The following is a 26,735-nucleotide window of genomic DNA, read 5'->3' on the forward strand; positions in this document are numbered from 1 at the left end:
ACTAAATTCTAAAACCTATCAAGTGTATTTAGAATTACTTTTATATACTTTTTGAATACTAGAAGCAGTATTCGTTTTCTGCTGACATTTTTTCTGCAATTTGGTTACGCAACGCAACTACATTTGGCATGTTTGCGTATTTTGTAAAACGCTTTAAGCCCATTAACATCATACGTTGCTCATCGCCTTCAGCAAAAGATACAATTCCTTCTTTTGCTTTGGTTGTAATTTTTTCTACGGCGTTGAATAAGTTCAAACGTGTCATTGCAATTTGAAGTTCTTGCGAATCTTCTCCGAAACGTTTTGCGTTCTTTTCCGTACGTAAAATTGAAGATTCAATCATGTAAATTTCGATCAAAATATCAGAAGCTGCCATGAGTAATTGTTGGTGCTCTTCTAGTTTTGGTCCAAATTTTTGAACTGCCGATCCAGCAACCATTAAGAATACTTTTTTCAGTTTCCCTAACAATTCTTTTTCTTCAGAGAATAATTCTGAGTAATCAGGAATGTCAAATGAAGGAATTCCCATCAATTCATCCGCAACTTTCATTGCAGGTCCTAATAAGTCAACATGACCTTTCATCGCTTTTTTCACTAACATTCCAACGGCTAACATTCTGTTGATTTCGTTAGTTCCTTCATAAATACGAGAAATACGCGCATCTCTCCAAGCAGATTCCATTGGTGTATCTGCCGAGAATCCCATTCCACCGAAGATTTGAATTCCTTCATCTGTAACAAATTGTACGTCTTCAGATATTTTTACCTTTAAGATAGAACACTCAATTGCGTATTCTTCAACACCTTTTAATTCTGCTTCTTGGTGTGTATTTCCTTCTGATTCACGAATTGCAATTCTGTCTTCAATATTTTTTGCTGCTCTGTACGATCCAGATTCTCCAACGTAACAAGCAGTTGCCATTTCAGCTAATTTTGCTTTGATAGCTCCAAAGTTTGCAATTGGTGTTTTAAACTGAATACGCTCGTTGGCATATTTTGTTGCTTCTGTAATGACACGACGTTGTGCATCTAAACATGCCGCCGCCAATTTGATACGTCCAACGTTTAAAGCATTCATGGCAATTTTGAAACCGTTTCCTCTTTCAGAAAGCATATTTTCCACAGGAACTTTCGTTTCGTTAAAAAATACTTGACGTGTAGATGAAGAGTGAATACCTAATTTGTGTTCTTCTTCTCCAAGCGTCATTCCGTTTGGATTTTCTTTGTCGAATTCAACAATAAATCCTGTAATGTTTTTATCGTCTTCAATACGAGCAAATACGATGAATACTTCTGCAAAACCTGCATTAGAAATCCACATTTTCTGACCAGAAATTAAATAGTGTTTTCCATCGTCAGATAAAACAGCTTTTGTTTTTCCTGAGTTTGCATCTGATCCAGCTCCTGGTTCTGTAAGACAGTACGCGCCAAATTTTTCTCCAGCGGCTAAAGCAGGAACATATTTTTTCTTTTGTTCTTCTGTTCCGTATAGTGTAATTGGCATAGTACCAATTCCTGTATGTGCTCCGAAAGCTGTTGCAATAGAACCTGTAGCGCCAGAAATGTAATCACAAACTAACATGGTAGACACAAATCCCATTCCCATTCCGTCATAGGCTTCAGGAACTGCGATTCCTAAGAATCCTAGTTCTCCTGCTTTGCGCATAATTTCTTCCGTAAGTGCATAGTCTTTCTTCTCAAACTTTTCTTTGTTTGGCCATACTTCACGATCGATAAATTCTTTTACCGATTCTTTCATCATGATTTGCTCCTCGGAAAAATCTTCAGGAGTAAATACGTCTTCACATTTTGTTTCTTTTACTAGGAATTGTCCTCCTCGTAAGATGTCTGTTTTTAATTCTGTGCTCATTTTTGTAGGATTATTATTTTAAATGTTGAATTATAAATTTTAAATTATTTTAAATTCTGTTGTGCCGTTTTTACAATTTTTGTCAAAATGCTTATTAAGTGCTCAATTTCTTTTAAATGAATATCAACATTTGTATTTGTTAAATTGGATTTATTTAATAATTGTAACCAATATCTGGTTTCTCTTGCTTCTTTTGATGCTATTGACATTTTGTGTGTGAAATCTTTTTTAGAAAATCCAGCAGTTGCTTCTTGAACATTTGCTCCGATACTGGTACCACTTCTTAATATTTGTTTAGAAATGATAAATTCATTTTCTTTTTGTAAGATTTTATATAGTTCAATAATTTTTAATGCGAATTCAAAACTCTTATCAACAATTACATTTTTTTTATTCATGGCGATAATTCAGCATTTATAATTCAACATTTAACATTCGTGTTAAGCGAGAAACTCAAAAACTCCAGCAGCGCCTTGTCCAGTTCCTACGCACATGGTAACCATTCCGTATTTCCCTTTCATATCGCGCTTGCGCATTTCGTCAAATAGTTGCACCGATAGTTTTGCGCCTGTACAACCTAATGGATGTCCTAATGCAATGGCGCCACCATTTACGTTTACGATGTCTTGATTTAAATTTAATTCGCGCATTACAGCTAACGATTGCGAAGCAAAAGCTTCATTTAATTCGATAAGTTCAATATCGTTTTGTTGCAATCCTGCTTGCTTTAATACTTTTGGAATTGCCGCTACAGGTCCAATTCCCATGATACGTGGTTCCACACCTGCCGCAGCATAGTTTACTAAGCGTGCAATTGGTTCAAGATTTAATTCTTTGACCATTTCTTCGCTCATAATTAATACAAACGCAGCTCCATCACTCATTTGAGATGAGTTTCCAGCCGTGACACTTCCGCCTTGAGCGAAAACCGCACGCAACTTATTTAATACCGCAGTACTTGTTCCTTTACGTGGTCCTTCATCTTTGGTAACAGTATAGCTTTTTGTCGCTTTTTTACCATTTTCATCAATGTAGGTTTGATCTACCGTAATTGGCACAATTTGATCTTGAAAACGATCTTCTGCTTGTGCTTTCAACGCTTTCATATGTGAATTGTATGCAAATTCATCTTGATCTTCACGAGATACGTTGAATTGGTTGGCAACAGCTTCTGCCGTATTTCCCATTCCCCAATAGTAATCTTCGTGACCTGCATTTACGATATCGTAGTTTAATTCCGTTTTGAATCCTGTCATTGGAACAGAACTCATGCTTTCGGCACCACCAGCAATGATACAATCTGCCATTCCTGCTTGAATTTTTGCGGCCGCCATTCCAATCGTTTCTAATCCTGATGAACAGAAACGGTTTACGGTAACTCCTGGAACATCAACAATATCTAATCCCATTAAAGAGATGAGACGTGCCATATTTAATCCTTGCGAACCTTCTGGCATTGCGTTTCCAACAATAACGTCATCAATACGTTTTTTGTCAAAATCTGGCAGTTCATTCATCATGTATTGAATCGTTTCGGCTGCCAATTCATCCGTTCTTTTAAATCTGAACACACCTTTTGGAGCTTTTCCAACGGCAGTTCTGTATGCTTTTACTATATATGCTGTTTTCATTTTCTTTTGAATTTTGAATTTTGAATGCTAAATTTTAAATCAACTAATTTATAATTCAACATTTAAAATTTAACATTATTAATTACGCAACGGTTTCCCAGTTTTCAACATATGCTGAATACGCTCCAACGTTTTACGTTCTGTACATAAACTTAAGAACGCTTCACGCTCTAGGTCTAATAAGTAATCTTCACTTACCAATGTTGGTTCTGATAAATCGCCACCAGCCATTACATAGGCAAGTTTGTTGGCAATTTTATGATCGTGTTCGCTAATGTAGTTACTTGCTTCCATAGCGTCCGTTCCTACTAAGAACATTCCTAAGGCTTGTTTTCCAAGTACTTTTACATCATTTCTTCGAATAGGTTGTGTATATCCAGATTCAGCCATGAGTTTCGCATGTGCTTTTGCTGTTGCGATTTGACGATCTTTGTTGACAACTACGATGTCTTTTCCTTTTTGTAAGATTCCCATATCAAAAGCTTCATACGCTGACGTAGCTACTTTTGCCATTCCGATTGTAAGGAAGTGTTCTTGTAATACGTTTAATTCGATATCTCCTTTTTTGAAGGTGTCCGCAGCACGTAATGCCATTTCTTTAGATCCTCCACCGCCAGGAATAACGCCGACGCCAAATTCAACTAAACCAATGTACGTTTCTGCAGCAGCGACAACTTTATCCGCATGCATAGAAAGCTCGCATCCACCACCAAGTGTCATTCCGTGAGGAGCCACTACAACAGGAATAGAAGAGTAACGCGCACGCATCATGGTGTTTTGGAACATTTTGATCGCCATGTTCAATTCGTCATATTCTTGCTCAACAGCCATCATGAAAATCATTCCGATATTTGCTCCAACAGAGAAGTTTGCTGCTTGATTTCCAATAACTAAACCTTGGAAGTCTTTTTCTGCTAAGTCAATTGCTTTATTGATACCTGCTAAAACGCCACCACCAATCGTGTTCATTTTTGATTGGAATTCTAAGTTGATGATTCCGTCTCCTAAATCTTCAATAACCGCTTCACTGTTTTTCCAAACTTCATTCGATTTACGGATATTGTCTAAAATGATAAACGCATCTTGACCTGGTTTTTTCGTTTGTGCTTTCGCTGGAATGTCGTAATAATACGTCGCTCCATCTTTTACGGTGTAGAAACTTTTTTCGCCAGCAGCAATCATTTCCGTTACCCAAGTCGCAGGTGCTAAACCTTCCGCCTTCATGAGTTCAACTCCTTTTTCAATACCGACAGCATCCCAAATTTCGAAAGGACCATTTTCCCATCCGAAACCAGCTTTCATTGCGTCATCAATTCGGTACAATTCGTCAGAGATTTCAGGAATTCTATTTTGAACGTATGCAAACATTGCTGCAAAGTTTTTACGGTAGAATTCGCCCGCTTTATCTTTTCCACCAACTAATACTTTGAAACGATCAATTGGCTTGTCAATAGTTTTTGTTAATTCAAGTGTCGCAAACTTGGCTCTTTTCTTTTCACGATATTCTAACGTGTCTAAGTCTAACGAAAGAATTTCTTTTTTTCCTTCAGCAGTTACTGTTTTCTTGTAGAAACCTTGCCCAGTCTTACTTCCTAACCATTTGTTTTCCATCATTTTTTCGATGAAATCTGGCAGTTTGAAAAGATCGTGTGCTTCGTCATCTGGACAATTCTTGTAGATTCCGTTTGCAACATGCACTAAGGTGTCTAATCCAACAACATCAACTGTACGAAACGTAGCTGATTTTGGACGACCAATTACTGGACCAGTTAATTTATCAACTTCTTCAATAGTTAATCCAAGTTCTTTTACTTGGTGGAATAGACTTTGAATTCCGAAGATTCCAATTCTGTTTCCAATAAAAGCTGGAGTATCTTTTGCTAAAACTGAAGTTTTTCCTAAGAATTTTTCTCCGTACATCATTAAGAAATCCGTAACTTCTTGTTTACAATCAGGTCCTGGAACAACTTCAAATAGTCGTAAATATCGTGGAGGATTGAAGAAGTGTGTTACAGCGAAATGTTTTTGGAAATCTTCGCTACGACCTTCATTCATAAATTGAATAGGAATACCAGAAGTGTTTGATGTGATTAACGTTCCTGGTTTTCTGTGTTTTTCAATTTGTTCAAATACTTTTTGTTTGATGTCTAATCGCTCTACAACAACCTCAATAATCCAATCGACATCTTTTATTTTATGAATATCATCCGTTAAATTCCCCGTAGAAATTCGATTTGCAAATTTTTGAGAATAGATAGGAGATGGTTTCGATTTTAGTGACGCTTTCAGATTGTCGTTTACCAATCGGTTGCGTACTATTTTATCTTCAAGCGTTAAACCTTTCGCTTGTTCTTTTTCGTTAAGTTCAAAAGGCACTATATCTAATAGTAACACTTCGACTCCGATATTTGCAAAATGACAGGCAATTCCAGAACCCATAATTCCAGAACCGATGACTGCTATTTTGTTAATTGGTCGTTTCATCTTTTTTTCAATTTTTAATGTGTTAATCAAAATTTACTTTGTAATGAGTTAAGTAGATTTTAAATATTTTTTGGTTATTATTATTTCTCAGCACTAACTTCCATTTCGGAGTTATATATTTTCTTATTACTTATGAGTTCTAGAATGACTTCCGAAACTTCATGAAAATTTCTCAATTTTTCTTCGTCAATATTCGCACGAATGGCGTCGTTGAAGCGTAAAACAGTCGTTTTTGAAACGTCGCGCATTTCTTTTCCGAATTCTGTTAAACAAATTAAGACACTTCGTCCGTCTTTGGGATTTTTTTTTCTGTAGATAAGTCCTTTTTCTTCCATACCTTTTAAGGTACGTGAGAGACTTGTAGCTTCCATGCCCATTTTGGGGCCGAGTGTAGTGGAAGGTGTTCCGTCTTCTTGATCAATACTAAGTAATGTAAACCCAGTAGCCATTGTGCTACCATACTTTCCAGCCTCTTCATTGTACATTTTGGAGATGGCTTGCCAAGTGGCTCTCATTACATGATCTATCGTTTTTTCTTTCATATAGTTGTTTGTGCTTCAAATATATGAAAAAATACTATGCATGCATAGTAAAATAAAAAATAATTTTATGAATTTGCTAAAATATTAGCAAGATGAATAGGAGTATTGTAGAAAAATGGCTCTTTATCGAGGATTTTATATTTTTTTGATGTAGAAAGATACAAAAAAAACCGTTCAAAAAAATTGAACGGTTTTAAGTTTTATGCTCTGTCATATATTTTTTCGCAGTAGTCTTTGTAAATTTCTTTGATGACTTTTCGTTTCATTTTCATGGTAGGAGTTAATTCGCCACCATCAATAGACCAAACTTTTGGAATGAGCTCAAAACGTTTGATTTGTTCCCACTTACCAAAATTGCTATTGGCTTCATCAACTTCTTTTTGAATACGTTTGATGATTTCTTCAGAAGCACAAATTTCAGCTTCGGAAGCTCCAATGTTTTTACCTTTCTTTTCAATCCAATCTTTTATGAATTCAAAATTTGGTTGAATTAAAGCAGCAGGCATTTTTTCGCCTTCTCCAATCACCATAATTTGTTCTATGAATCGTGATTGCTTGAATCGATTTTCTATCAATGCAGGAATTACATATTTTCCACCAGAGGTTTTAAACATGTCTTTTTTACGGTCTGTGATTTTTAAGAAACCTTCTTCACAAACTTCTCCGATGTCTCCTGTGTGGAAATATCCATCAGACATTACACTTGCTGTTTTTTCAGCATCTTTGTAATAACCTTGCATTACGTTTGGTCCTTTTACAAGAATTTCTCCATCGCTAGCAATTTTAACTTCTACATTATCAATGACGCGTCCTACAGTTCCAACTCGGAATCCGCCACCACGTTGATCGTTTACAGACACTACAGGTGAAGTTTCCGTTAAACCATAACCTTCCATGATCGGAATTCCTGCCGCAGCAAATACACGCGTTAAACGTGCTTGTAATGGCGCACTTCCAGAAACCATCAATTCCAGATTTCCACCAAGTCCTTCTTGCCATTTGCTGAAGATAAGTTTGCGTGCAATTTTAAGTTGGAATTCATACCACCAACCGTTTTGTCCGTAAGGCTCATATTTTAATCCAAGCTCAATTGCCCAGAAGAATAGTTTCTTTTTTATTCCTGTAAGATCAGCACCTTTTGCATAAATTTTATCATATACTTTTTCGTATAAACGTGGAACTGCCGTCATTACGTTTGGTTTCACTTCTTTTAGGTTGTCGCTAATTTTTTCAATCGATTCAGCAAAAACAATTTCAATTCCACAGTATTGGTATAGATATAATATCATACGTTCAAATACGTGACAAACAGGTAAGAAACTCAATGCTTTTGCTTGTCCGTTGTGAAGTGGAACTCGTTTTTGACTATCCAACACATTGGAAACCAAATTATTGTGCGATAACATAACACCTTTTGGTTTTCCTGTAGTTCCAGACGTATATATTAAGGTCGCTAAATCTGATGGTGTTACCGCATCTTTACGTGCTTGTAATTCATCATCATTGCTCGCGTCTTCTCCTAATTTTAGTACTTCAGACCAATTTGTTTCGCCTGTTACTTGATCAAAAGTATATACACCTTTCAGCTTCGTATTTCCTTTGATCGCATTTAGCTTTTCCACAATTTCAACATCTGAAACAAAACAATATACCGATTCTGAATGATTTAAAATATATTCATAATCTTCTTTGGCAATTGTTGGATAAATAGGAACATTTTGCGCACCAGTTTGTAAAATACCGATGTCCATAATATTCCATTCTGTTCTGTTTGTAGTAGATATTACTGCAATTTTGTCATTCGGCTGTACGCCTAAACGTAGTAAACCTCTACTGATGGCATTTGCTTGATCTATATATTCTTGTGTACTTGTAGAAATCCATTGTCCGTTTTTGTTGGACGTTAAAGATTTTGCTAAGGGATAGTTTGCTAACTGATAGTAAGGAAAATCAAATAGTCGCGTTACATTAGTCATTCTCTGATTTGGTTTTTATGAAATTGCAAATTATGAAATTTGTCAATCATTTTCAAAAGTAATGTTAAAAAAGCATACGATTTTATGACAATTTTATAATTGCAATAAAAATATACTTGCGAATTTGTTAAATTTTAGTATAGTATCATTTTTCAGCTAATGTATTCAAGTACAAACACTTGTTTTTAAAAACAGCGTTTTTCACGTAAAAAAAATCGATTTCTTTTTGTGTTATTTGGTTATAGGTGTGTATGGATATTTTATCTATATATCATCTGAAAAGTAATATTAACCTTTTTAAACTTTTACATTATGGGAATACAAATGCTTTACGGAGTAGGTATTAGAGAAGCCATTGCTTCTAACGATTTAGAGAAAATGAAAGCTGTTGCTGCACAAGCAGAAGTAACATTGAAAGCTCAAGGAGATATAGGCGCTGCTTATGTAGAATTGAGAGATGCTATTCAAGCACTAGAAAGCAAATAGTAAAACAAGTTTTTAAAAGTTTGAGAAGAAACCTCTTCTCAAACTTTTTTTAATCTCTAAAAAGAAAATTATGGAAGCATTGAGTTCAAAAAGATATCGTGTACGTGATGATTTTAAAACGGCACGTCCTGTATATGTAGTTTGGGAAATTACCCTAGCCTGTAATTTAAAATGTACACATTGCGGATCGAGAGCAGGAAAAGTGCGTCCTGGCGAATTGACAACGGAGCAATGTTTTGAAGTGGTTGATAGTTTGAAGAAACTCGGAACTCGGGAAATTTCCATTATTGGTGGTGAAGCATTTTTACGAAAAGATTGGTTAGATATTATTAGAAGAATTGACGGTCATGGTATGGAATGTTCCATGCAAACTGGCGCGTACAACCTTACCGAAAAGCGAATTACAGATGCAAAAGAAGCAGGCATTAAAAATATTGGCGTTTCTATTGACGGTTTGCCTGATGTTCATAATGAAATTCGCGGACGAAAAGATTCTTTTGAACAAGCAATTACTTGTCTAGGATTGTTAAAAAAGCACAATATTGTTTCTAGTGTAAATACGACGATTACAAAGAAAAATAAAAATCAACTCAATGAATTGTTAGACATTTTAATTGCGAATGGTGTCAAAAATTGGCAAGTTCAGTTGGTCGTTGCGATGGGAAATGCGGTTGATCATTCTGATGAATTGATCATTCAACCGTATGAATTGATTGAATTTTATGATAATTTAATTCAAATTTACAGACGTGCATTGGCTAATAATGTTTTGGTACAAGCTGGAAACAATATAGGGTATTTTGGTCCGTATGAACATATTTGGCGACAAGGATCTGTTGGGTATTATTCTGGTTGTGGCGCAGGACATACCGCTTTAGGAATTGAAGCCGACGGCGTAGTAAAAGGTTGTCCTTCCTTGCCAACCACAGATTATACTGGCGGAAACATTAAAAATATGAGTATTGAAGATATTTGGAATTATAGTGAAGAAATGTTCTTTTCTAGGTATCGAAATAAAAACGAAATGTGGGGCGGATGCAAAGGTTGTTATTATGAAACTTCCTGTTTGGCAGGTTGCAGTTGGACGAGTCATGTACTGTTTGGAAAACGCGGAAACAATCCGTTTTGTCATCATAGAGCATTAGAATTGCACAAAAAAGGTCAAAAAGAACGCATTCGGAAAATAAAAGAAGCCGAAGGAACTTCGTTTGATTATGGTTTGTATGAAGTTGTGGTAGAAGATTTTAATGGAAATATTATTGAAGTACAAACGCCAACTTCTACACCAACAATTGTGAACGAATATACAACTCGAATTCCGAGGGATCCAGAACCGTTGAAATTATGTCAATCGTGTAAAAATCATATTTATGAATCTTCTGAAGATTGTGATTTTTGCGGAGAAAATTTTGAAGCATCCACAGCGAAATACGAGAAAAATCTCGCGCATGCGAAACAAGTTTTAATACGTTTAGAAAATCTAATCAATTTAGACAAAGTGAATGATGAATGATAGAAGCGCAACTCGATATAATTTCCCAATGAATACTCACGTATTGTTATAAAAAAGAGATTGTCTGAAAGGCTAAATTTTCGTCAAGCCGAACTTGATTCGGTTTCTCATCATCATTGAAAATATGTGTAATGAGATTTTGAATTCATGCTGAATCAAGTTCAGTGCATGGTTCAGAATGATGCTTTTTTTACACCTTTTAGACAGCCTCTTTTAACTATACATTAAATTATTTATTTTTTGCTTCAATCCACTTTCTAGCATTGACAAACGCTTCCAACCATGGAGAAACTTCATCTTTTCGTCCAGCTGGATAATTTGCCCAATTCCATTGGAAAGTAGAACGCTCAATGTGCGGCATCGTTACCAAATGTCTTCCTGTTGCATCACACAACATTGCAGTGTTAAAGTCCGAACCATTAGGATTTGATGGATAACCTTCATATCCATATTTGGCAACTATATTATAGTCAGCTTCTTCTTGCGGAAGTTTAAATTTTCCTTCTCCATGAGAAATCCAAACTCCTAAAGTTGTTCCTGCCAACGTAGAAAGCATCACCGAATTGTTCTCTTGAACTTTTACAGACGTAAACGCGCTTTCGTGTTTTTGAGAATCGTTATAGGTCATTTTTCCATGTGTTTTATGATCAGGATTGATGACTTCTAATTCCATAAATAATTGGCAACCGTTACAGATTCCAACAGATAAAGTATCTTCTCTTTTGAAGAAATTTTTCAAGGCAGTATTAGCCTTTTCATTATATAAAAATGCGCCAGCCCAACCTTTTGCCGAACCTAATACATCTGAGTTTGAAAATCCTCCAACAGCGCCAATAAATTGAATATCTTCCAACGTTTCACGACCAGAAATTAAATCAGTCATGTGTACATCTTTTACATCAAAACCAGCTAAATACATGGCATTTGCCATTTCGCGTTCAGAATTTGAACCTTTTTCACGAATGATGGCAGCTTTTGGTTTCTCGATACTATTTTTCTTCGAAAAATCACTCGAAATGACGCTGCTCAATTCGCCTGTAAAGTGACTTGGAAATGTATATGTTAATGGTTGATTTTTGTAGTTTTCGTATCTCGCTTCCGCTAGATTGTTCGCGGTTTGTTTTTGATCGAGTAGGAAAGAGGTTTTATACCACATGTCTCTCGTTTCTGAAACATCAAACGTAAACGAATCTTCATGGTTTTTGATGGTCACTTCTGCTTTGTCTGTCACGTTTCCAATATTGAAAAAATCAATTTGATTTGCTTGCAGCGTTTCTTCAACACTTGCATCTGCTTGAAAAACGATTCCTGCATTTTCAGCAAATAACACTTTGATAGTATCTTCTTCGCCTAAATCTGAAATGTTGAGGTCTGCGCCTACATTGACATCGGCAAAACACATTTCAAGCAATGTCGTAATCAATCCGCCTGAAGCGACATCGTGTCCTGCAACGATTTTATCTTCTTTAATTAAATTTTGAATCGTGTTGAAAACGGTTTTTACATATGCCGCATTTGTAACATTTGGCGCTTCGTTTCCAATCGTATTTAATACTTGATGAAATGAACTTCCACCTAATTTGAAATCGTCCTGCGAAATATTGATATAGTAGATATTTCCGCCGTTTGGTTGTAAAACAGGTTCCACAACTTTGCTAATTTCATTACAATTTGCTGCCGCAGAAATGACAACCGTTCCTGGAGAAATGACTTCATCGTCGCCATATTTTTGCTTCATTGACAACGAATCTTTCCCTGTAGGAACATTGATTCCTAAATTGATGGCAAACTCAGAAATTGCTTCTACAGCTTTGTACAAACGTGCATCTTCGCCTTCATTTTTGCATGGCCACATCCAGTTTGCTGAAAGGGAAACACTTTGTAAATTGTCTTTTAAAGGTGCCCAAATTATATTTGTCAATGCTTCTGTAATTGAATTGCGACTTCCCGCCACAGGATCAATTAATCCAGAAATTGGCGAATGTCCAATAGACGTTGCAATTCCTTCTTTTCCGTTGTAATCTAGCGCCATGACACCAACATTATTCAATGGTAATTGTAAAGCTCCCACACATTGTTGTTTGGCAACTTTTCCACCAACACAACGGTCTACTTTGTTTGTCAACCAATCTTTACAAGCAACGGCTTCTAACTGCAATACTTGGTTGAGATACACATGAATATTTTTGGTTTTATATCTTGAATTCTTGTAATTTCTTTCGATAGTTGCATCGGTCATGATGGTTTTTGGAGAACTTCCAAACATGTCGCTCAACGCTAAATCCATTGGTTTGTCGCCTTTCGTAGCCGATTCAAACGTAAAACGATCATCGCCTGTTACTTCTCCAACAGTATACATCGGCGAACGTTCACGCTCAGCAATTTTGTTTAGCGTTTCAAGGTGTTCTTCCGCAATCACTAATCCCATACGTTCTTGCGATTCGTTTCCGATGATTTCTTTAGCAGAAAGTGTAGGATCGCCCACAGGCAATTTGTCCAAATCAATTTTTCCACCAGTTTCTTCTACTAATTCTGATAGACAATTTAAATGTCCACCAGCGCCATGATCGTGAATAGAAACGATGTGATTTTCATCACTTTCCACCATACCACGAATGGCATTTGCTGCACGTTTTTGCATTTCAGGATTGGAACGTTGTACTGCATTTAGTTCAATTCCTGTTGAGAAAGCACCTGTATCTGCTGAGGAAACTGCTGCGCCGCCCATTCCAATTCGGTAGTTTTCTCCACCAAGAATAACAATTTTATCGCCAGTTTTTGGTACATCTTTTATCGCTTGTGAGGCTTTACCGTATCCAATTCCACCAGCTTGCATAATGACTTTGTCATACCCAAGTTTTCTAGCTTTTGCTGTACTTGATGATGAATTTTCTTCGTGCTCAAAGGTTAAAACCGAACCGCAAATTAGTGGTTGTCCAAATTTGTTTCCAAAATCTGAAGCTCCATTTGAGGCTTTAATTAAGATGTCCATTGGTGTTTGGTATAGCCAATCTCTTGCTTCAAATTTATCTTCCCAATACCTGCCTTTTTCCAAACGTGAATACGCAGTCATATATACTGCTGTTCCCGCTAATGGAATTGATCCTTGTCCGCCAGCAAGTCTGTCTCTAATTTCTCCACCAGAACCTGTTGCTGCGCCATTGAATGGTTCAACAGTTGTTGGGAAGTTGTGTGTTTCTGCTTTTAGCGAGATTACTGATTCAAATTCTTGTGTTTGGTAAAAGTCTGGTTTATCTGCTGTTTTTGGTGCAAATTGTTCCACTTTTGGCCCTTTTATAAACGCAACATTGTCTTTGTAAGCAGAAACAATATCGTTCGGGTTTTGTTTTGAGGTTTCTTTGATGAGTTTGAAAAGTGATGTTGGTTTTTCTTCGCCATCAATTACAAATGTACCATTGAATATTTTGTGTCTACAGTGTTCTGAGTTTACTTGCGAAAAACCGAATACTTCAGAATCGGTTAATTTTCTCCCTAATTTTTTAGCAAGATTGTCTAAGTATTCAATTTCTTCAGTGCTAAGTGCCAAACCTTCTTGCGTGTTGTATTCGGAAATATTGTCTATTTCTAGGATACGTTCTGGTACGACATCAATGGTAAACGTATCTTGGTGTAAACCGTTAAATTTCTGAGAAATCATTGGATCAAAATCTGAGAAATCTTCAGCGACAGCTTTAAATTCTTCAATTCTGACAATGCCTTCAATGCCCATATTTTGGGTAATTTCTACGGCATTTGTACTCCAAGGTGTTATCATTGCGGCTCTTGGTCCAACAAAAAAAGCATCCAGAGATGCTTGTTCTATTTTAGAAGTGTTGCCAAAAAGCCAGTTTAGTTTTGCAACGCTTTCTGTTGATAATTCTTTTACTGTTTGTACAGCAAATACTTTGCTGTGTGCGTTTCCAAAGAAATGAATCATTATGTAGTTTTTGTGTGTTGTTGTTTTGAAAAGGCAAATTTACACTATTTCCTTTTATTTTGAATGATAATTTTGTTGATAATTTGGGAGTTATTCACTAGGTTTTGAACAGGTTTTTATCGCTTTGCTAAATTCAAGGATTCAAAAATTTAAAGATTCAAGTTTGTTGGTATCGCTTCACTCTAATATATGAAACTACTTTGCTGTTAGACTTTTATTCTGTATAGTTTCAATCTTTCGACGTGTTTTGTGGAAAAGAGTATAAATCATAGAAAAAAGAGCATAGAGAATAGAATATTACGAGAAGAAATTTAAAATGAAATACTCAAAATTTAAATTAAAAATTTTTTTCCTTAAACCTTAACCGAATAACAGTTTTGAATCTTTAAATCTTCAATTTTTCAATTGAGCGAAGCGATTTATCCAGCTGCATCATAGGCTTCTTTGATCCAAGTTTTTACGGCTTCTGAAATATCTTCTGTATTTGTCAAACGAATTCTGTGAGAACACATGGCGTTAAAACTTCTTGAAAGTTCTACTATTCCTTCGGCTTCCTTGCCTTTTATGTTTAATCCTACATCCAAGCGTGTTTTAGTAGAGGGTTGAATGATGGCGAATTGCTTTTTGCGACGAACACTTACATAGGCTTTTTTAGGCGCAAATTCGATATCATTTCCCAACGTTTCTATGTATGATTTTAGTGAATCGTAAATGGGTTTTAAATCTTGCTTTTTTTCATATTGAACAGCAACTAAATCAACTGTTTCCGTAGCATCTTGTTTGGATAAATGTACAATGGTGTTTGCAAAACCATGTGTAACTTCGTGCTCTTTTTTTAAGAAATTGACAGCTTCAGAATGTTTGGTAAATGCTTTCGTTTTTAAAATAGCAAGCCATTCTTCAAGTGATTTTCCTGTTTTTTCGGGCATGTTGCCAATCATTGTTTCTAAAGCTTTGTCCATGATTCAAATTTTTCATAATTGAACTAGAAAGATATACATTCTAATTAAAAGTAGAAAAAAATAGTTTGGTTGGTTTTTGTATCTTTCAAACAGAAACTAAAACCAATTTATGTATACAAGACGGATATTTCCCATCGCAGGTGTTTTAAAATGGACACGACGTCATATTTTCTTATTTCTTATTATTTCCATAATTCCTGTCATTTTGTTTGATGTTTTAGGAATGAAATGGTTTCGCGTGCCTTGGTTGCCTTTGAGTGTTTTGGGTACAGCAGTTGCGTTTATTGTGAGTTTTAAAAATAATGCTTCCTATGATCGTTTGTGGGAAGGTCGAAAAATTTGGGGCGGTATTGTAAATGCTTCTCGATCGTGGACCATTATGGTAAAGGATTATATAACCAACGATTTTGCTAGTGATGAGGTTTCATCGGACGAATTGAAAACACTTAAGACAGAATTGGTACACAGACACGTAGCTTGGTTGACGGCGTTGCGTTATCAACTGCGTAAGGATCGACCTTGGGAAATGCATATTAAAAATAAACGTTCGAATAAAGAATTTCGATCGGATCGCTATAAAGTTTGTGAAGATGAAGAAGCCATTACGGATGTCATAAAACCATATATTTCACAGAAAGAACAGGATGAAATTTTTGCCAAAGGGAATCAAGCTTCACAACTCTTAGGAATTCAATCAAAACGATTAAAGGAGTTGAGAACGAAAGGTTTGATAGACGATTTTCGCCATATGGAGATGACAAACATGTTGGTAGAGTTGTATACCTTACAGGGAAAAAGTGAACGCATTAAGAACTTTCCATATCCGAGACAGTTTGCTACATTAAATTATATTTTCGTTTGGGTTTTTATCATTTTATTGCCTTTTGGAATTATGGATGGTTTTGAAACTATTGGTGATCATATCATTACAGATTTAGCTTCTCATACATCGCATTCATCTACAATACATCAAATTCAGGAGTTTATTGCGGTACATTTTGTATGGTTTTCAATTCCGTTTAGTACAATGTTGGCTTGGGTTTTTCATACGATGGAAGCGATTGGAGAAAATACAGAAAATCCATTTGAAGGTGGACCAAATGATGTGCCAATTACAGATTTGAGTAGAGGAATTGAGATTGATATTAGACAATTAATTGATGATTCAGACATTCCAGCGCCTTATGAATGGAAAAATGATATTGTGATGTAGGTTGGTTGTTATTTTAGTTTATGAGTTGAGATGATACTTGGGGTTATTTTTTGGAGATTTGAGAATAGATAAAAGAGATTAGAAAATAGAAAAAAGACTCAAGATTCAAGACTCAAGATTCAAGATTCAAGACTTAAGATAAAAGATCATAGAGTAAAGAACAAAGACCTAAGACCCGAGACCTAAGACCCAAATTTGAAATTGTAAATGTTAAATGTTGAATTTTAAATTTTAAGTGCTTGATTTTAAAAACTTAACAACTTACATAAGAATAAAGAACAAATTTTTAAATTATAAATATTGAATGCTGAATTTTAAATTGAAAAATAATATTTAAAGACCCAAAACCTAAGACCCAAAACCTAAGACCCAAATTTGAAATTGTAAATGTTAAATGTTGAATCATAAATTTTAAGTGCTTGATTTTAAATACTCAACAACTCAACAACTCAACAAAACTCAAAAACATTCCCACTCATTTTTACTACGCTTATACCGTATAAATACCCGTTTATGCCTTCTTTTTCTGTTAGGAGTATATAATTGGCTACCTTGATTTAAAAATAGGAACTAATTAATTATATGATATGAAGTTTAAAGAATGTAGTGATCATGAAAATTGTGACGGAAACTTTCCAGATAGAAGCGATTTTAAAGCCATTGAAAAACGGTTGAAGAAAGGAAATAAACGCTTCCGAAACAACGCTTCCAAGCATCCCAACCAAAGTGAAAAACGAAGAAAATGTACTGCGGAAAAAGGACAAAAGCCATTTGCAATTGTTTTAAGTTGTGCAGATAGTCGCGTACCGCCAGAATTAATTTTTGATACCGGAATTGCTGATTTGTTTGTGGTACGCGTAGCAGGAAATATTGCCAACGTTTCTTCCATTGCAAGTATTGAGTTTGCTGTAGCGGCTCTTAAATGTAAATATATTCTGGTATTAGGACATGAAGGTTGCGGTGCCGTCAAAGCTGCCATGTCAAAAGATCCAGCTCCAAGTGATAATTTGAGTCAGTTGATTGGTCATATTTTGCCAGCCGTACATGCTTGTAATTGTTCTTGCGAAGCTGAAAATAATGATTATTATACCGTTTCAGAAAAAGAAAAAAATTCTTTAGAAATGGTCACTAAAGAAAATGTGCTTCATAGCGCTAAAGAACTTACTAGATGTTCAGAGATTATTAGGAACGCGGTTAATTCTGACACAGTAGAGATTCATACTGCATATTATAATTTAAGTAGCGGAAAGGTAAATTTTGATATAGAATCTGGTTGCTAATATTTTTAAAAGTTACCAAAAAAATAAAACCGCTCTAAATATGTTTTAGCGCGGTTTTTATCTATTTTTTAGATTGAAACGTTTATTTCATGGCTCCAACCATATCTTCAGGTTTTACCCATTCGTCATATTCTTCAGGAGTTACATAACCTAAATTAACAGCTTCTTCACGTAAGGTTGTTCCGTTTTGATGCGCCGTATTTGCAATTTCAGCCGCTTTGTAATATCCAATTTTGGTATTTAACGCCGTTACTAACATTAACGAATTATTTACTAATTCTGTAATTCTTGAATGATTTGGCTCAATGCCTGCCACACAGTTTACATCAAAACTTACACACGCATCTCCAATCAATTGTGCAGATTGTAATACGTTAGCAATCATCATTGGTTTAAAAACGTTCAGTTCGTAATGTCCTTGCGTTCCACCAACAGTGACAGCAACATCGTTCCCCATAACTTGTGCGCACACCATCGTAATAGCTTCACACTGAGTCGGATTTACTTTTCCTGGCATGATAGAACTTCCAGGTTCGTTTGCAGGAATGATCAATTCTCCGATTCCTGAACGTGGTCCAGAAGCCATTAAACGAATGTCATTCGCTATTTTATTGATAGAAACTGCCAATTGTTTTAATGCACCATGTGTTTCCACCATGGCATCATGTGCAGCTAAAGCTTCAAATTTGTTTTCAGCCGTAATAAAAGGCAATTCTGTAAAACGTGCGATAAATTCAGAAACACGTTTTGCATATCCTTTTGGAGTGTTTAATCCTGTTCCAACAGCAGTTCCACCTAAAGCCAATTCGCTCAAATGTGGCAAGGTGTTTTCCAACGCTTTTAAGCCGTGATTTAACTGAGAAACATATCCTGAGAATTCTTGTCCTAATGTTAAAGGTGTTGCATCCATTAAGTGTGTTCTCCCAATTTTTACAACATCTTTGAATGCTTCTGATTTTTTCTTTAATGTATCACGTAATTGTTCTACGCCAGGAATTGTGTTTTCAACAATTTTCTTGTATGCTGAAATGTGCATTCCTGTTGGAAACGTATCGTTTGACGATTGTGATTTGTTTACATCATCATTTGGTTGGATGGTTTTTTCGCCTTCGCCAATTACTTTTCCCGCCAATTGATGTGCTCTGTTAGCAATTACTTCATTAACATTCATGTTAGATTGCGTTCCAGAACCTGTTTGCCAGATGACTAACGGAAACTGATCGTCATGTTTTCCAGCTAAGATTTCATCACAAACTGTAGCAATTAAATCTCTTTTTTCAATTGGTAATACGCCCAATTCACAGTTTGTAAATGCTGCTGCTTTCTTTAAATAAGCAAACCCATACACAACTTCTAGCGGCATACTAGCTGGTGCACCAATTTTAAAATTATTTCTTGAACGTTCCGTTTGTGCTCCCCAAAGTTTGTCTGAAGGAACTTTAACTTCGCCCATTGTATCTTTCTCTATTCTATATTCCATGTGGATAGTTTTTAGCAGTTGCAAAATTAAATATTTTACATGTAGTAATGTAGTTTTTTTGATTTTTTTATGATGAATTACTACAACTTTTTACTTCCTTCTGTTTTATAACTAATTCTGCTGATTGTTGATTTATATATCAGAAAAACAGGTTTTTAATTCGAAAACCACGTAGATATACTTGTAGAAGGTCACGACTCTTTTTAGTATCTTTTGCAAGCAATTAACCAATAAATTCAAAAAAATGAAAACTAACTTTTTATATGTACTTCTTTTGAGTGTGCTTTTTTTTGCATGTAAAGGAAAAACAGATTCCAAATCAAATTCAACTCCTGATCCGAAAGCAGAACCAGCAGTGACAGCGGTACCAGACGCAACAATGTTAACTAATAAGTTTTTGGTATTATCAGATGTGCATGTAGATAAAGATTTGGCAAATACAACTTTTGGAAATTCATACGTAAGCGTAACAAGTGAAAATTTGTGGAAAAAGGCCAAAGCTAAAATCGAAAATGTGGTACAAACAGAACAGCCAAAGTTTATGGTGTATTTGGGAGATTTGCCAGGATATGATGATAATGAAAGACGTGAAAATACACATGAAATGCTCGAAAATTTAAGGAATCTACAAATAGGAATCCCAATATTGTATTTACCAGGAAATAATGATTCCTTAGAAGGCGATTATCATTCGTTTACCAATTCAAATGGAAACAGTGTGTTGACAAAAGATGCTGATCCTGCAAATCCGTGGCCAATTATTAATAAAGCTTCTACCGTAATTAGGGCAATTAATTTAGATTTTAATAAAGAATTTGGATATTATTCAGTGGATTTGGTCGACAAAGGAAAAAAGCTAACAATTATAGCGTTGAACACAGTAATTTTCTCTAATAGCGGAAGTCATCCATATGTTGGCGACGATGGTAAAACCCAACAAGAGGCAACTAACACACAAATGGATTGGTTCAAAGGAAAACTTAAAAGTTTGGGCGCAACGGATCGTGTACTGATTATGATGCACATTCCGCCCGGAACTGATGGTTATAAAAACAAACATCATCATAGTGAAACTACGTATGATAAAATGTGGCATCCATCTTTGCTGTATACAATGAAAAATGCATCTGGCACATCTGTAACGTATCAACTTCAAGATGCTTTTATTGAGTTAATCAGCAAACATAAGTCAAATATCATAGGAATGCTCAATGGACATACGCATTTGGACGGTTTGCGTCGTGTTGTAAATTCTACACCAAAACAAACTCCAGAATTTATAACGTACAGTATTACAACTCCAGGAATTGCTGTAAATCACGGAAACAATCCAGGATTTAAAATGTTTACGTATAATGCTTCTAATTTCGATTTGTTAGACTTTAAAACCTATTATGCACTTCCAACAAACAAAGCTATGGACGGAGATTTTCAATTTTCAGATACTAACTTTTATACATTCAGGCAAGCATACAATTCGTTTGGAGGCGTCACAACTATCAAATCTGTTTTAGAAAATTCGCCAAAAGATTCTGTTGTTAAAAATATGTACAAGACTATTGGTGTAAAAACAAATCAGAATGTTAATAACAACATGAATTTAGACACTGCCTACACTGTTTACAAGCAGAAATAAAATTGTTAATAATTCTCAAGGTTTCTATATGAATTTTGAATTTATTGCAATATCTTTGTGATGAATTCGATAAATTCCGGAAAACATGTTTGAATTTGATCAATATTTAGGCTTTTTAGCTTTCCTTACCATCTTAACCATTGGATTTTGGTTAATGATTCTTTTATTAACTTTCATCGTACCATATTGGGTAGGTGGAGCTTTAAAAGAGCGTTTTGACGAGTGGAGAGCATCAAAAAAAGAATCCTAAATACCAAAAGGACAAAAACAAAAAGGGAACTCAATATGAGTTCCCTTTTTTTAATTAAAACATATCGGGTTTATTAGTCTAATGACTCTAATAATAGTTCAGCTACTTTTTCAGATGACGCAGGATTTTGTCCAGTAATTAACAAACCATCTTTTATTGCATACACATTCCAATCGTCAGTTTTTGAATATATTCCGCCATTTTCTTTCAACATATCTTCTACCAAAAATGGTACTACGTCAGTTAACTGTACCGCTTCTTCTTCAGAATTGGTAAAACCAGTTACTTTTTTCCCTTTTACAAAAGGTGTTCCATCGGTATTTTTTACATTTTTAAATACGCCTGGCGCATGACAAACAGCAGCAACAGGTTTGTTATTGTTGTAAAAACGTTCAATTAATTTGATAGAATCTGGATCTTCTGCCAAATCCCATAACGGTCCGTGTCCACCAGGATAAAAAACAGCATCGTAATCAGCTTCATTTACAGTTGATAACTTCAGTGAATTTGCCAATACTTGCTGCGTTTCCTCATCTTTATAAAAACGTTTGGTAGCTTCTGTCTGTGCACTTTCTTCCGTACTTTTTGGATCAATTGGTGGTTGTCCACCTTTAGGCGAAGCAATAGTTATAATTACATTGTTATCTTTCAATGCATAATATGGAGCGGCAAATTCTTCTACCCAAAACCCAGTTTTTTCTCCAGTTTTTCCCAATTCATCGTGACTCGTTAATACGAATAATACTTTTTTCATCTGTTTTTGATTTATAGTTGATTCTTTTTCTATGGTTTTTTCAGAATTTTCACTTTTCATATTGCATGCCATTATCAAAATCATAACAGCTAGTACACTCATTATATATTTCATAGGGGGAAATTTTATAACAAAATTACAAGATGGAATGTAGAAAAAAATTGATCTATGTTAAGAAACGTCTTGTGCGATTTCTTTTCGAATACGACTCAAACTTTCAGTCGTAATTCCTAAATATGAAGCAATGTGGTAATTTTTGACATACTGTTCAATATTTGGATACTCTTGTGCAAAATTCAAGTAACGCTCTTTGGCAGTTTGCGAAAGATTTGCGAGAATTCGTTTTTGAAAATTAACAAATGCGCGTTCTAACTTTTTACGAATGTAACTTTCCGTTGTTGGAATTTTGGCATAAATCGCTTCCATGTCGTCATGTGAAATTTTGTACAACACCGCATCTTGAATACACTCAATGTTTAAAATTGATTTCGATTGTGAAAAATAACCGATATAATCACTGATCCACCAGTTTTTTATGGCAAATTGGATGGTGTGTTCTTTTCCCGATTTTGATATTAAGAAAGTGCGCAGACAACCTTCCGACACAAAATATTGATACTGTACAAATGTATCAGCTTGAAGAATTATAGTGCCTTTTTCAAAGGTTACACGTTTAAATTTTTGTGCAATAAAAGCCAACTCATCTGGTGTAAAAGAGAGTTTTTCTGAAAAAATTTCTTGAACGAAAGCTAGTGTATCTTGCATGAAACTTGTCGCGATTTTGGGAACAAAAATTTACTTAAAGGTAAGAAAAATATGCATATGGATTCATTCGAAAGCCATTTTTAAACATATTCAAATTCATTTTAAATAAACAATCTTCCTGTACTTTAGAAGCCAACATAATTCGTAAAAAGATGCAACTTATACCAATTCCTATTGTCTTTTTCTTAATTTCGCAATCTCAAAAAAAGAACACATGATTACTGTTGATGCAATTGCTGTAGAATTTAGCGGAACTACATTGTTTAAAGATGTAAATTTTGTCATTAATGAAAATGATAAAATAGCCTTAATGGGGAAAAATGGCGCTGGAAAATCGACCATGATGAAGATTATTGCTGGTGTACAGAAAGCAACACGTGGAAAAGTTGGCTGTCCTAAAGATACCGTAATTGCTTATTTGCCACAGCATTTATTAACAGAAGATGAATGTACTGTTTTTGAAGAAGCATCTAAGGCGTTTCAGCACGTTTTTGAAATGCGCGATCGCATGGAAGAACTGAACAAACAGCTCGAAACACGTACCGATTACGAAAGTGAAGCGTACATGAAAATCATTGAAGAAGTTTCAGAATTGGGCGAGCGTTATTACGCACTAGAAGATGTAAATTATGATGCAGAAGTTGAAAAAGCTTTAAAAGGACTTGGTTTTAAACAAGATGATTTTCAGCGAATGACAAGTGAATTTAGTGGTGGATGGCGTATGCGAATTGAATTGGCGAAAATTTTATTGCAAAAACCTGATTTAATTTTGTTAGATGAGCCAACGAATCATATTGATATTGAATCGGTAATTTGGTTGGAAGATTTCTTGGTAAACAAAGCAAATGCGGTTATGGTAATTTCGCATGATAGAGCATTTATTGACAACATTACCAATCGTACTATTGAAGTGACAATGGGACGTATTTATGATTATAAAGCCAATTATTCTCACTATTTAGAATTGCGAAAAGACAGAAGAGCGCATCAAATAAAAGCTTATCAAGAACAGCAAAAATTTATAGCAGACAATCAGGCGTTTATTGAACGTTTTAAAGGAACATTTTCTAAAACGAATCAAGTTGCGTCGCGTGTTCGCATGTTAGAAAAGTTAGAAATTATTGAAATTGATGAGGTGGACAATTCTGCGTTAAAACTAAAATTTCCACCAGCGCCACGTTCTGGCGATTATCCTGTAATTGTAGAAGAATTATCCAAAAGCTACGACGATCATGTTGTATTTAAAAATGCTAGTTTTTCCATTGCAAGAGGCGAAAAAGTATCGTTTGTGGGACGAAATGGAGAAGGGAAATCGACCATGATCAAATCTATTTTGGGAGAAATTGAACATGAAGGAACTTGCACGTTGGGACACAATGTAAAAGTGGGATATTTTGCGCAAAATCAAGCTTCATTACTAGATCCAGATTTGACAATTTTTCAAACGGTTGATGAAGTTGCCAAAGGCGATATTCGTACACAAATAAAAAATATTCTCGGTCAATTTATGTTTAAAGGCGATGATATTGACAAAAAAGTCAGTGTACTTTCAGGTGGAGAAAAAACACGTTTGGCAATGGTAAAACTATTGTTAGAACCTGTGAATTTGCTGATTTTGGATGAACCGACAAACCATTTAGATTTACGTTCCAAAGATGTATTGAAAGATGCTTTAAAAGCTTTTGATGGAACACTAATTTTAGTTTCTCACGATCGTGATTTCTTGCAAGGATTGTCGCAAAAAGTATTTGAATTCAAAGACAAACGTGTACTAGAACACTTTGAAACTATTGACGCTTTTTTAGAACGCAATCGTATAAAAAGTATCAAAGAAATTGATTTAAAGGCGTAATTTCTTAAACGTAATTATTCCATATAAATCTTGCTGTCGCTATCAATATTGGTTTTCTTGTTGAATTGAAATTCGAAGAAATCGGCTTCTCCCATTTTAGCCGTAACGATTTCGTGTGTTCTTCCCATTTCTAAATCATTATTATCAAAAACTTTCAAAATATAAAGTATCGTTAAAATCCTGATCAAAAATTAGATACACATTTAGCAAATTGTCACGACCGCCGTGTATACTTCCGAGCGTTATTTTACCAAACGAAATACCTTTAGCTGTAATAGTTTCGTTAGCATTTATCGTAATCTGAAACGTTTCTTCAACACCTTCGGAAACACCTTTGCTGAACTCGCCAACAGATTCGCCCACAATTTTTCCGCCTTCTTTGATGGCATTTTTGGTGGTTTCTTTCACTTTTCCACAAGAAATAATGCAAAAACAGATAAGAATTAGTGTATAAATTGATTTCATTGTATAGTATTTTTTTTGAAAATTATCGTGTATAATTATGTAGCTTTTGTGCTGTATCAAGCATTTACCCAGTTAAAATATTTTTCTGTAATAGCATCTTTATCCATTTCTAAATGTTTCACAAAAGCTTGTGCCACAGGCGATAGTGATTTATTTTTCAACCACACAATATTCCATTGTGTATTAATAGGCAATCCTGGATAATCAATAATTTTTATATTTCCCGCATCTAATGCATTTTTAATTCCAATCATGGGCATAATAGAATAGCCCAAACCTGCAATAACTGCTTGTTTTAACGCTTCATTTGAAGTCAGCTCAATTTTCTTTGTAACCGAAACATTCCGTCCGTCAATAAATGCTTCCATGGCGTTTCGAGTTGCAGAACCTTTTTCACGATAGAGTAGTGGTTCATCTTGAAAAATGGTAGAAACTTTAGTTTTTCTATTCGCTTCTCGCGAAGCACCACCAACGAGATACAAACTATTTTTTAGTAACGGAATGGCTTCTAGCGATAAATGATCGGGAAGTACGGAAACCAAGGCAAAATCAATTTTATTCTGTTCCAAATCGCGCACTACATTTTGCTTGTTCGTTACATCAATTGAAAAATCGACGCCAGAATGTCCATTTACAAAATCCGAAATGTAATACGGCATCACATATTTTCCAGTGGAAACAATCGAAATTTTCAATTTTCCCGCCAACTTTCCTTGATACACTTTTGTTTTATGATCAATAGTGGCAACTTCATCCAGAATTTTTTGTGCTGTTAGCGCAATCTCTTGACCAAAATCGGTCACGTATAATTTGCGTCCAATGACTTCTGTAAGTGGCAATGGAAACTGGTCTTGAAACTTCTTTAATTGTATGGAAACTGCTGGTTGTGTTAGGAATAGCACTTCGGCAGCTTTGGTAATACTTTCTTTTGTAACAATTTCTACAAAGACCTTTAATTGATGTAATGTATAGTTCATAAATATCGCTTATGTTTTATATAATAAATATAAATAAAAATATATGATTTTTAAATATAATCTTTGCATTGTTAAAATTAAGCGATGGAAAAGGTAATCACACTCAATAACAACAGGAGAACGAATATACGTTCAATCGACATTAAGAATAACACCGCCGTTTTTTTAGTACGAATTAATAAGGAATGGTTGACAAAATGGGCACGTCGTATTGGAATGATTGCAATTTTAGTAGGATACATTTCAATGACAATTATTAGTTACAGCATAAGTCCTGTATATTTTTGGACATTCATAAAAGCTGGTACAGTATTAAGTTTATTATTCATTATTTCATTAAGCAAAAATTAAAAATCAATATTATGACAACAACAGAAGTAACACACAAAGTACAGTTAGTAGACGGTAAATTCACAGCAATGGAAGCTTCAGATGTGATTAATGCATTATTAGATGAAAAGATAAATTTTCATAAAATTCACAGATTATCTATGTGTGAAGGAGATGTTTTAAGCGATACTACTTTTGATGACAGTCGTCTTGCACAATTAATTAGAGAGAAAGAAAACTTTAGAGCAGTATACCAAGAAGCAAAACGTGCTGGAAAGCAATTGCGAATTAACGGTGTATTGAAAATTGAAATTATTGACTAATAAGCGCAT

General features: G+C 35.0%; 22 protein-coding genes. 9 read left to right on the forward strand and 13 right to left on the reverse strand.

Annotation, left to right across the window (positions count from 1 at the left end; genetic code table 11):
- Window positions 1-58: 58 nt before the first annotated feature.
- The 6 genes from AA089_RS15560 to AA089_RS15585 form a co-directional block, all read right to left on the reverse strand.
- Window positions 59-1,870 (reverse strand): acyl-CoA dehydrogenase family protein, encoded by a 1,812-nt coding sequence (locus AA089_RS15560; protein WP_046757906.1) that lies wholly within the window; start codon window positions 1,868-1,870, stop codon window positions 59-61.
- A 44-nt stretch (window positions 1,871-1,914) separates the two neighbouring features.
- Window positions 1,915-2,268, reverse strand: a complete 354-nt coding sequence (locus tag AA089_RS15565) for a four helix bundle protein (protein WP_046757907.1) — start codon at window positions 2,266-2,268, stop codon at window positions 1,915-1,917.
- Window positions 2,269-2,310: 42 nt separating this feature from the next.
- On the reverse strand, window positions 2,311-3,501 hold the full coding sequence (locus AA089_RS15570) for an acetyl-CoA C-acyltransferase (protein WP_046757908.1): 1,191 nt from the start codon (window positions 3,499-3,501) through the stop codon (window positions 2,311-2,313).
- Window positions 3,502-3,579: 78 nt separating this feature from the next.
- Window positions 3,580-5,985, reverse strand: a complete 2,406-nt coding sequence (locus tag AA089_RS15575) for a 3-hydroxyacyl-CoA dehydrogenase/enoyl-CoA hydratase family protein (RefSeq protein ID WP_046757909.1) — start codon at window positions 5,983-5,985, stop codon at window positions 3,580-3,582.
- A gap of 80 nt (window positions 5,986-6,065) precedes the next feature.
- The gene (locus AA089_RS15580; RefSeq protein WP_046757910.1) at window positions 6,066-6,527 is read right to left on the reverse strand and encodes a MarR family winged helix-turn-helix transcriptional regulator; all 462 of its coding nucleotides are present in this window, start codon (window positions 6,525-6,527) and stop codon (window positions 6,066-6,068) included.
- 200 nt (window positions 6,528-6,727) lie between these two features.
- Entirely contained in the window at window positions 6,728-8,503 is a 1,776-nt protein-coding gene (locus tag AA089_RS15585) for an AMP-dependent synthetase/ligase (RefSeq protein ID WP_046757911.1), read from the reverse strand.
- 312 nt (window positions 8,504-8,815) lie between these two features.
- Here AA089_RS15585 and AA089_RS24290 point away from each other — a divergent pair, with 312 nt between their 5' ends.
- Together AA089_RS24290 and AA089_RS15590 are read left to right on the forward strand one after the other, a co-directional pair.
- Window positions 8,816-8,989, forward strand: a complete 174-nt coding sequence (locus AA089_RS24290; protein ID WP_082113299.1) for a DUF1843 domain-containing protein — start codon at window positions 8,816-8,818, stop codon at window positions 8,987-8,989.
- A 70-nt stretch (window positions 8,990-9,059) separates the two neighbouring features.
- Window positions 9,060-10,502 carry a radical SAM/SPASM domain-containing protein gene (locus AA089_RS15590; protein WP_046757912.1) on the forward strand — a complete coding sequence of 481 codons (1,443 nt, stop codon included), beginning with the start codon at window positions 9,060-9,062 and terminating at the stop codon, window positions 10,500-10,502.
- 229 nt (window positions 10,503-10,731) lie between these two features.
- Here the strand turns inward: AA089_RS15590 and purL are convergent, their stop codons facing one another.
- Entirely contained in the window at window positions 10,732-14,439 is a 3,708-nt protein-coding gene (purL, locus tag AA089_RS15595) for a phosphoribosylformylglycinamidine synthase (protein ID WP_046757913.1), read from the reverse strand.
- Window positions 14,440-14,858: 419 nt separating this feature from the next.
- Window positions 14,859-15,401 (reverse strand): DUF4287 domain-containing protein, encoded by a 543-nt coding sequence (locus AA089_RS15600; RefSeq protein ID WP_046757914.1) that lies wholly within the window; start codon window positions 15,399-15,401, stop codon window positions 14,859-14,861.
- Between the two features lie 109 nt (window positions 15,402-15,510).
- Here AA089_RS15600 and AA089_RS15605 point away from each other — a divergent pair, with 109 nt between their 5' ends.
- Window positions 15,511-16,614, forward strand: coding sequence for a bestrophin family protein (locus AA089_RS15605; RefSeq protein ID WP_046757915.1), 1,104 nt, complete (start codon window positions 15,511-15,513; stop codon window positions 16,612-16,614).
- Window positions 16,615-17,201: 587 nt separating this feature from the next.
- Complete coding sequence (locus AA089_RS15610; protein ID WP_053002479.1) at window positions 17,202-17,894, forward strand: carbonic anhydrase; 693 nt, start codon at window positions 17,202-17,204, stop codon at window positions 17,892-17,894.
- A gap of 82 nt (window positions 17,895-17,976) precedes the next feature.
- On the opposite strand, the gene fumC is transcribed toward AA089_RS15610, so the two are convergent.
- Complete coding sequence (gene fumC / locus AA089_RS15615; RefSeq protein WP_046757916.1) at window positions 17,977-19,374, reverse strand: class II fumarate hydratase; 1,398 nt, start codon at window positions 19,372-19,374, stop codon at window positions 17,977-17,979.
- A gap of 244 nt (window positions 19,375-19,618) precedes the next feature.
- Between fumC and AA089_RS15620 the strand changes: the two genes are divergently transcribed.
- Both AA089_RS15620 and AA089_RS25470 read left to right on the forward strand, forming a co-directional pair.
- Entirely contained in the window at window positions 19,619-21,010 is a 1,392-nt protein-coding gene (locus AA089_RS15620) for a metallophosphoesterase (protein WP_046757917.1), read from the forward strand.
- A gap of 85 nt (window positions 21,011-21,095) precedes the next feature.
- Entirely contained in the window at window positions 21,096-21,260 is a 165-nt protein-coding gene (locus tag AA089_RS25470) for a hypothetical protein (protein ID WP_046757918.1), read from the forward strand.
- 73 nt (window positions 21,261-21,333) lie between these two features.
- Here the strand turns inward: AA089_RS25470 and AA089_RS15630 are convergent, their stop codons facing one another.
- Both AA089_RS15630 and AA089_RS15635 read right to left on the reverse strand, forming a co-directional pair.
- Complete coding sequence (locus AA089_RS15630) at window positions 21,334-22,128, reverse strand: type 1 glutamine amidotransferase domain-containing protein (RefSeq protein ID WP_046757919.1); 795 nt, start codon at window positions 22,126-22,128, stop codon at window positions 21,334-21,336.
- A 57-nt stretch (window positions 22,129-22,185) separates the two neighbouring features.
- Window positions 22,186-22,779: a Crp/Fnr family transcriptional regulator gene (locus tag AA089_RS15635; protein WP_046757920.1), complete on the reverse strand. Its 594-nt coding sequence runs from the start codon at window positions 22,777-22,779 to the stop codon at window positions 22,186-22,188.
- A gap of 214 nt (window positions 22,780-22,993) precedes the next feature.
- On the opposite strand from AA089_RS15635, the gene AA089_RS15640 reads away from it, so the two are divergent.
- Window positions 22,994-24,631: an ABC-F family ATP-binding cassette domain-containing protein gene (locus AA089_RS15640; protein ID WP_046757921.1), complete on the forward strand. Its 1,638-nt coding sequence runs from the start codon at window positions 22,994-22,996 to the stop codon at window positions 24,629-24,631.
- Between the two features lie 144 nt (window positions 24,632-24,775).
- Here the strand turns inward: AA089_RS15640 and AA089_RS15645 are convergent, their stop codons facing one another.
- Both AA089_RS15645 and AA089_RS15650 read right to left on the reverse strand, forming a co-directional pair.
- A complete protein-coding gene (locus AA089_RS15645; protein ID WP_156169052.1) occupies window positions 24,776-25,096 on the reverse strand; it encodes a hypothetical protein in 321 nt (106 codons plus the stop codon).
- A 56-nt stretch (window positions 25,097-25,152) separates the two neighbouring features.
- Window positions 25,153-26,073 (reverse strand): LysR family transcriptional regulator, encoded by a 921-nt coding sequence (locus AA089_RS15650; RefSeq protein ID WP_046757923.1) that lies wholly within the window; start codon window positions 26,071-26,073, stop codon window positions 25,153-25,155.
- A gap of 84 nt (window positions 26,074-26,157) precedes the next feature.
- Between AA089_RS15650 and AA089_RS15655 the strand changes: the two genes are divergently transcribed.
- Window positions 26,158-26,424, forward strand: a complete 267-nt coding sequence (locus tag AA089_RS15655) for a hypothetical protein (protein ID WP_046757924.1) — start codon at window positions 26,158-26,160, stop codon at window positions 26,422-26,424.
- A gap of 11 nt (window positions 26,425-26,435) precedes the next feature.
- Complete coding sequence (locus AA089_RS15660) at window positions 26,436-26,726, forward strand: hypothetical protein (RefSeq protein ID WP_046757925.1); 291 nt, start codon at window positions 26,436-26,438, stop codon at window positions 26,724-26,726.
- The last annotated feature ends 9 nt before the right edge of the window (window positions 26,727-26,735 follow it).

Origin of the sequence: Kordia jejudonensis, assembly GCF_001005315.1 — a bacterium.
Taxonomy (GTDB): Bacteria; Bacteroidota; Bacteroidia; order Flavobacteriales; family Flavobacteriaceae; genus Kordia; species Kordia jejudonensis.

Coding starts and splice junctions, on each gene's coding strand:
- AA089_RS15635 (WP_046757920.1), bottom strand. CDS start 22,779: ATGCAAGATACACTAGCTTTCGTTCAAGAAATTTTTTCAGAAAAACTC.
- AA089_RS15630 (WP_046757919.1), bottom strand. CDS start 22,128: ATGAAATATATAATGAGTGTACTAGCTGTTATGATTTTGATAATGGCA.
- purL (WP_046757913.1), bottom strand. CDS start 14,439: ATGATTCATTTCTTTGGAAACGCACACAGCAAAGTATTTGCTGTACAA.
- AA089_RS15650 (WP_046757923.1), bottom strand. CDS start 26,073: ATGAACTATACATTACATCAATTAAAGGTCTTTGTAGAAATTGTTACA.
- fumC (WP_046757916.1), bottom strand. CDS start 19,374: ATGGAATATAGAATAGAGAAAGATACAATGGGCGAAGTTAAAGTTCCT.
- AA089_RS15620 (WP_046757917.1), top strand. CDS start 19,619: ATGAAAACTAACTTTTTATATGTACTTCTTTTGAGTGTGCTTTTTTTT.
- AA089_RS15645 (WP_156169052.1), bottom strand. CDS start 25,096: ATGAAATCAATTTATACACTAATTCTTATCTGTTTTTGCATTATTTCT.
- AA089_RS15640 (WP_046757921.1), top strand. CDS start 22,994: ATGATTACTGTTGATGCAATTGCTGTAGAATTTAGCGGAACTACATTG.
- AA089_RS25470 (WP_046757918.1), top strand. CDS start 21,096: ATGTTTGAATTTGATCAATATTTAGGCTTTTTAGCTTTCCTTACCATC.
- AA089_RS15610 (WP_053002479.1), top strand. CDS start 17,202: ATGAAGTTTAAAGAATGTAGTGATCATGAAAATTGTGACGGAAACTTT.
- AA089_RS15655 (WP_046757924.1), top strand. CDS start 26,158: ATGGAAAAGGTAATCACACTCAATAACAACAGGAGAACGAATATACGT.
- AA089_RS15570 (WP_046757908.1), bottom strand. CDS start 3,501: ATGAAAACAGCATATATAGTAAAAGCATACAGAACTGCCGTTGGAAAA.
- AA089_RS15580 (WP_046757910.1), bottom strand. CDS start 6,527: ATGAAAGAAAAAACGATAGATCATGTAATGAGAGCCACTTGGCAAGCC.
- AA089_RS15575 (WP_046757909.1), bottom strand. CDS start 5,985: ATGAAACGACCAATTAACAAAATAGCAGTCATCGGTTCTGGAATTATG.
- AA089_RS15590 (WP_046757912.1), top strand. CDS start 9,060: ATGGAAGCATTGAGTTCAAAAAGATATCGTGTACGTGATGATTTTAAA.
- AA089_RS15660 (WP_046757925.1), top strand. CDS start 26,436: ATGACAACAACAGAAGTAACACACAAAGTACAGTTAGTAGACGGTAAA.
- AA089_RS24290 (WP_082113299.1), top strand. CDS start 8,816: ATGGGAATACAAATGCTTTACGGAGTAGGTATTAGAGAAGCCATTGCT.
- AA089_RS15605 (WP_046757915.1), top strand. CDS start 15,511: ATGTATACAAGACGGATATTTCCCATCGCAGGTGTTTTAAAATGGACA.
- AA089_RS15560 (WP_046757906.1), bottom strand. CDS start 1,870: ATGAGCACAGAATTAAAAACAGACATCTTACGAGGAGGACAATTCCTA.
- AA089_RS15565 (WP_046757907.1), bottom strand. CDS start 2,268: ATGAATAAAAAAAATGTAATTGTTGATAAGAGTTTTGAATTCGCATTA.
- AA089_RS15600 (WP_046757914.1), bottom strand. CDS start 15,401: ATGGACAAAGCTTTAGAAACAATGATTGGCAACATGCCCGAAAAAACA.
- AA089_RS15585 (WP_046757911.1), bottom strand. CDS start 8,503: ATGACTAATGTAACGCGACTATTTGATTTTCCTTACTATCAGTTAGCA.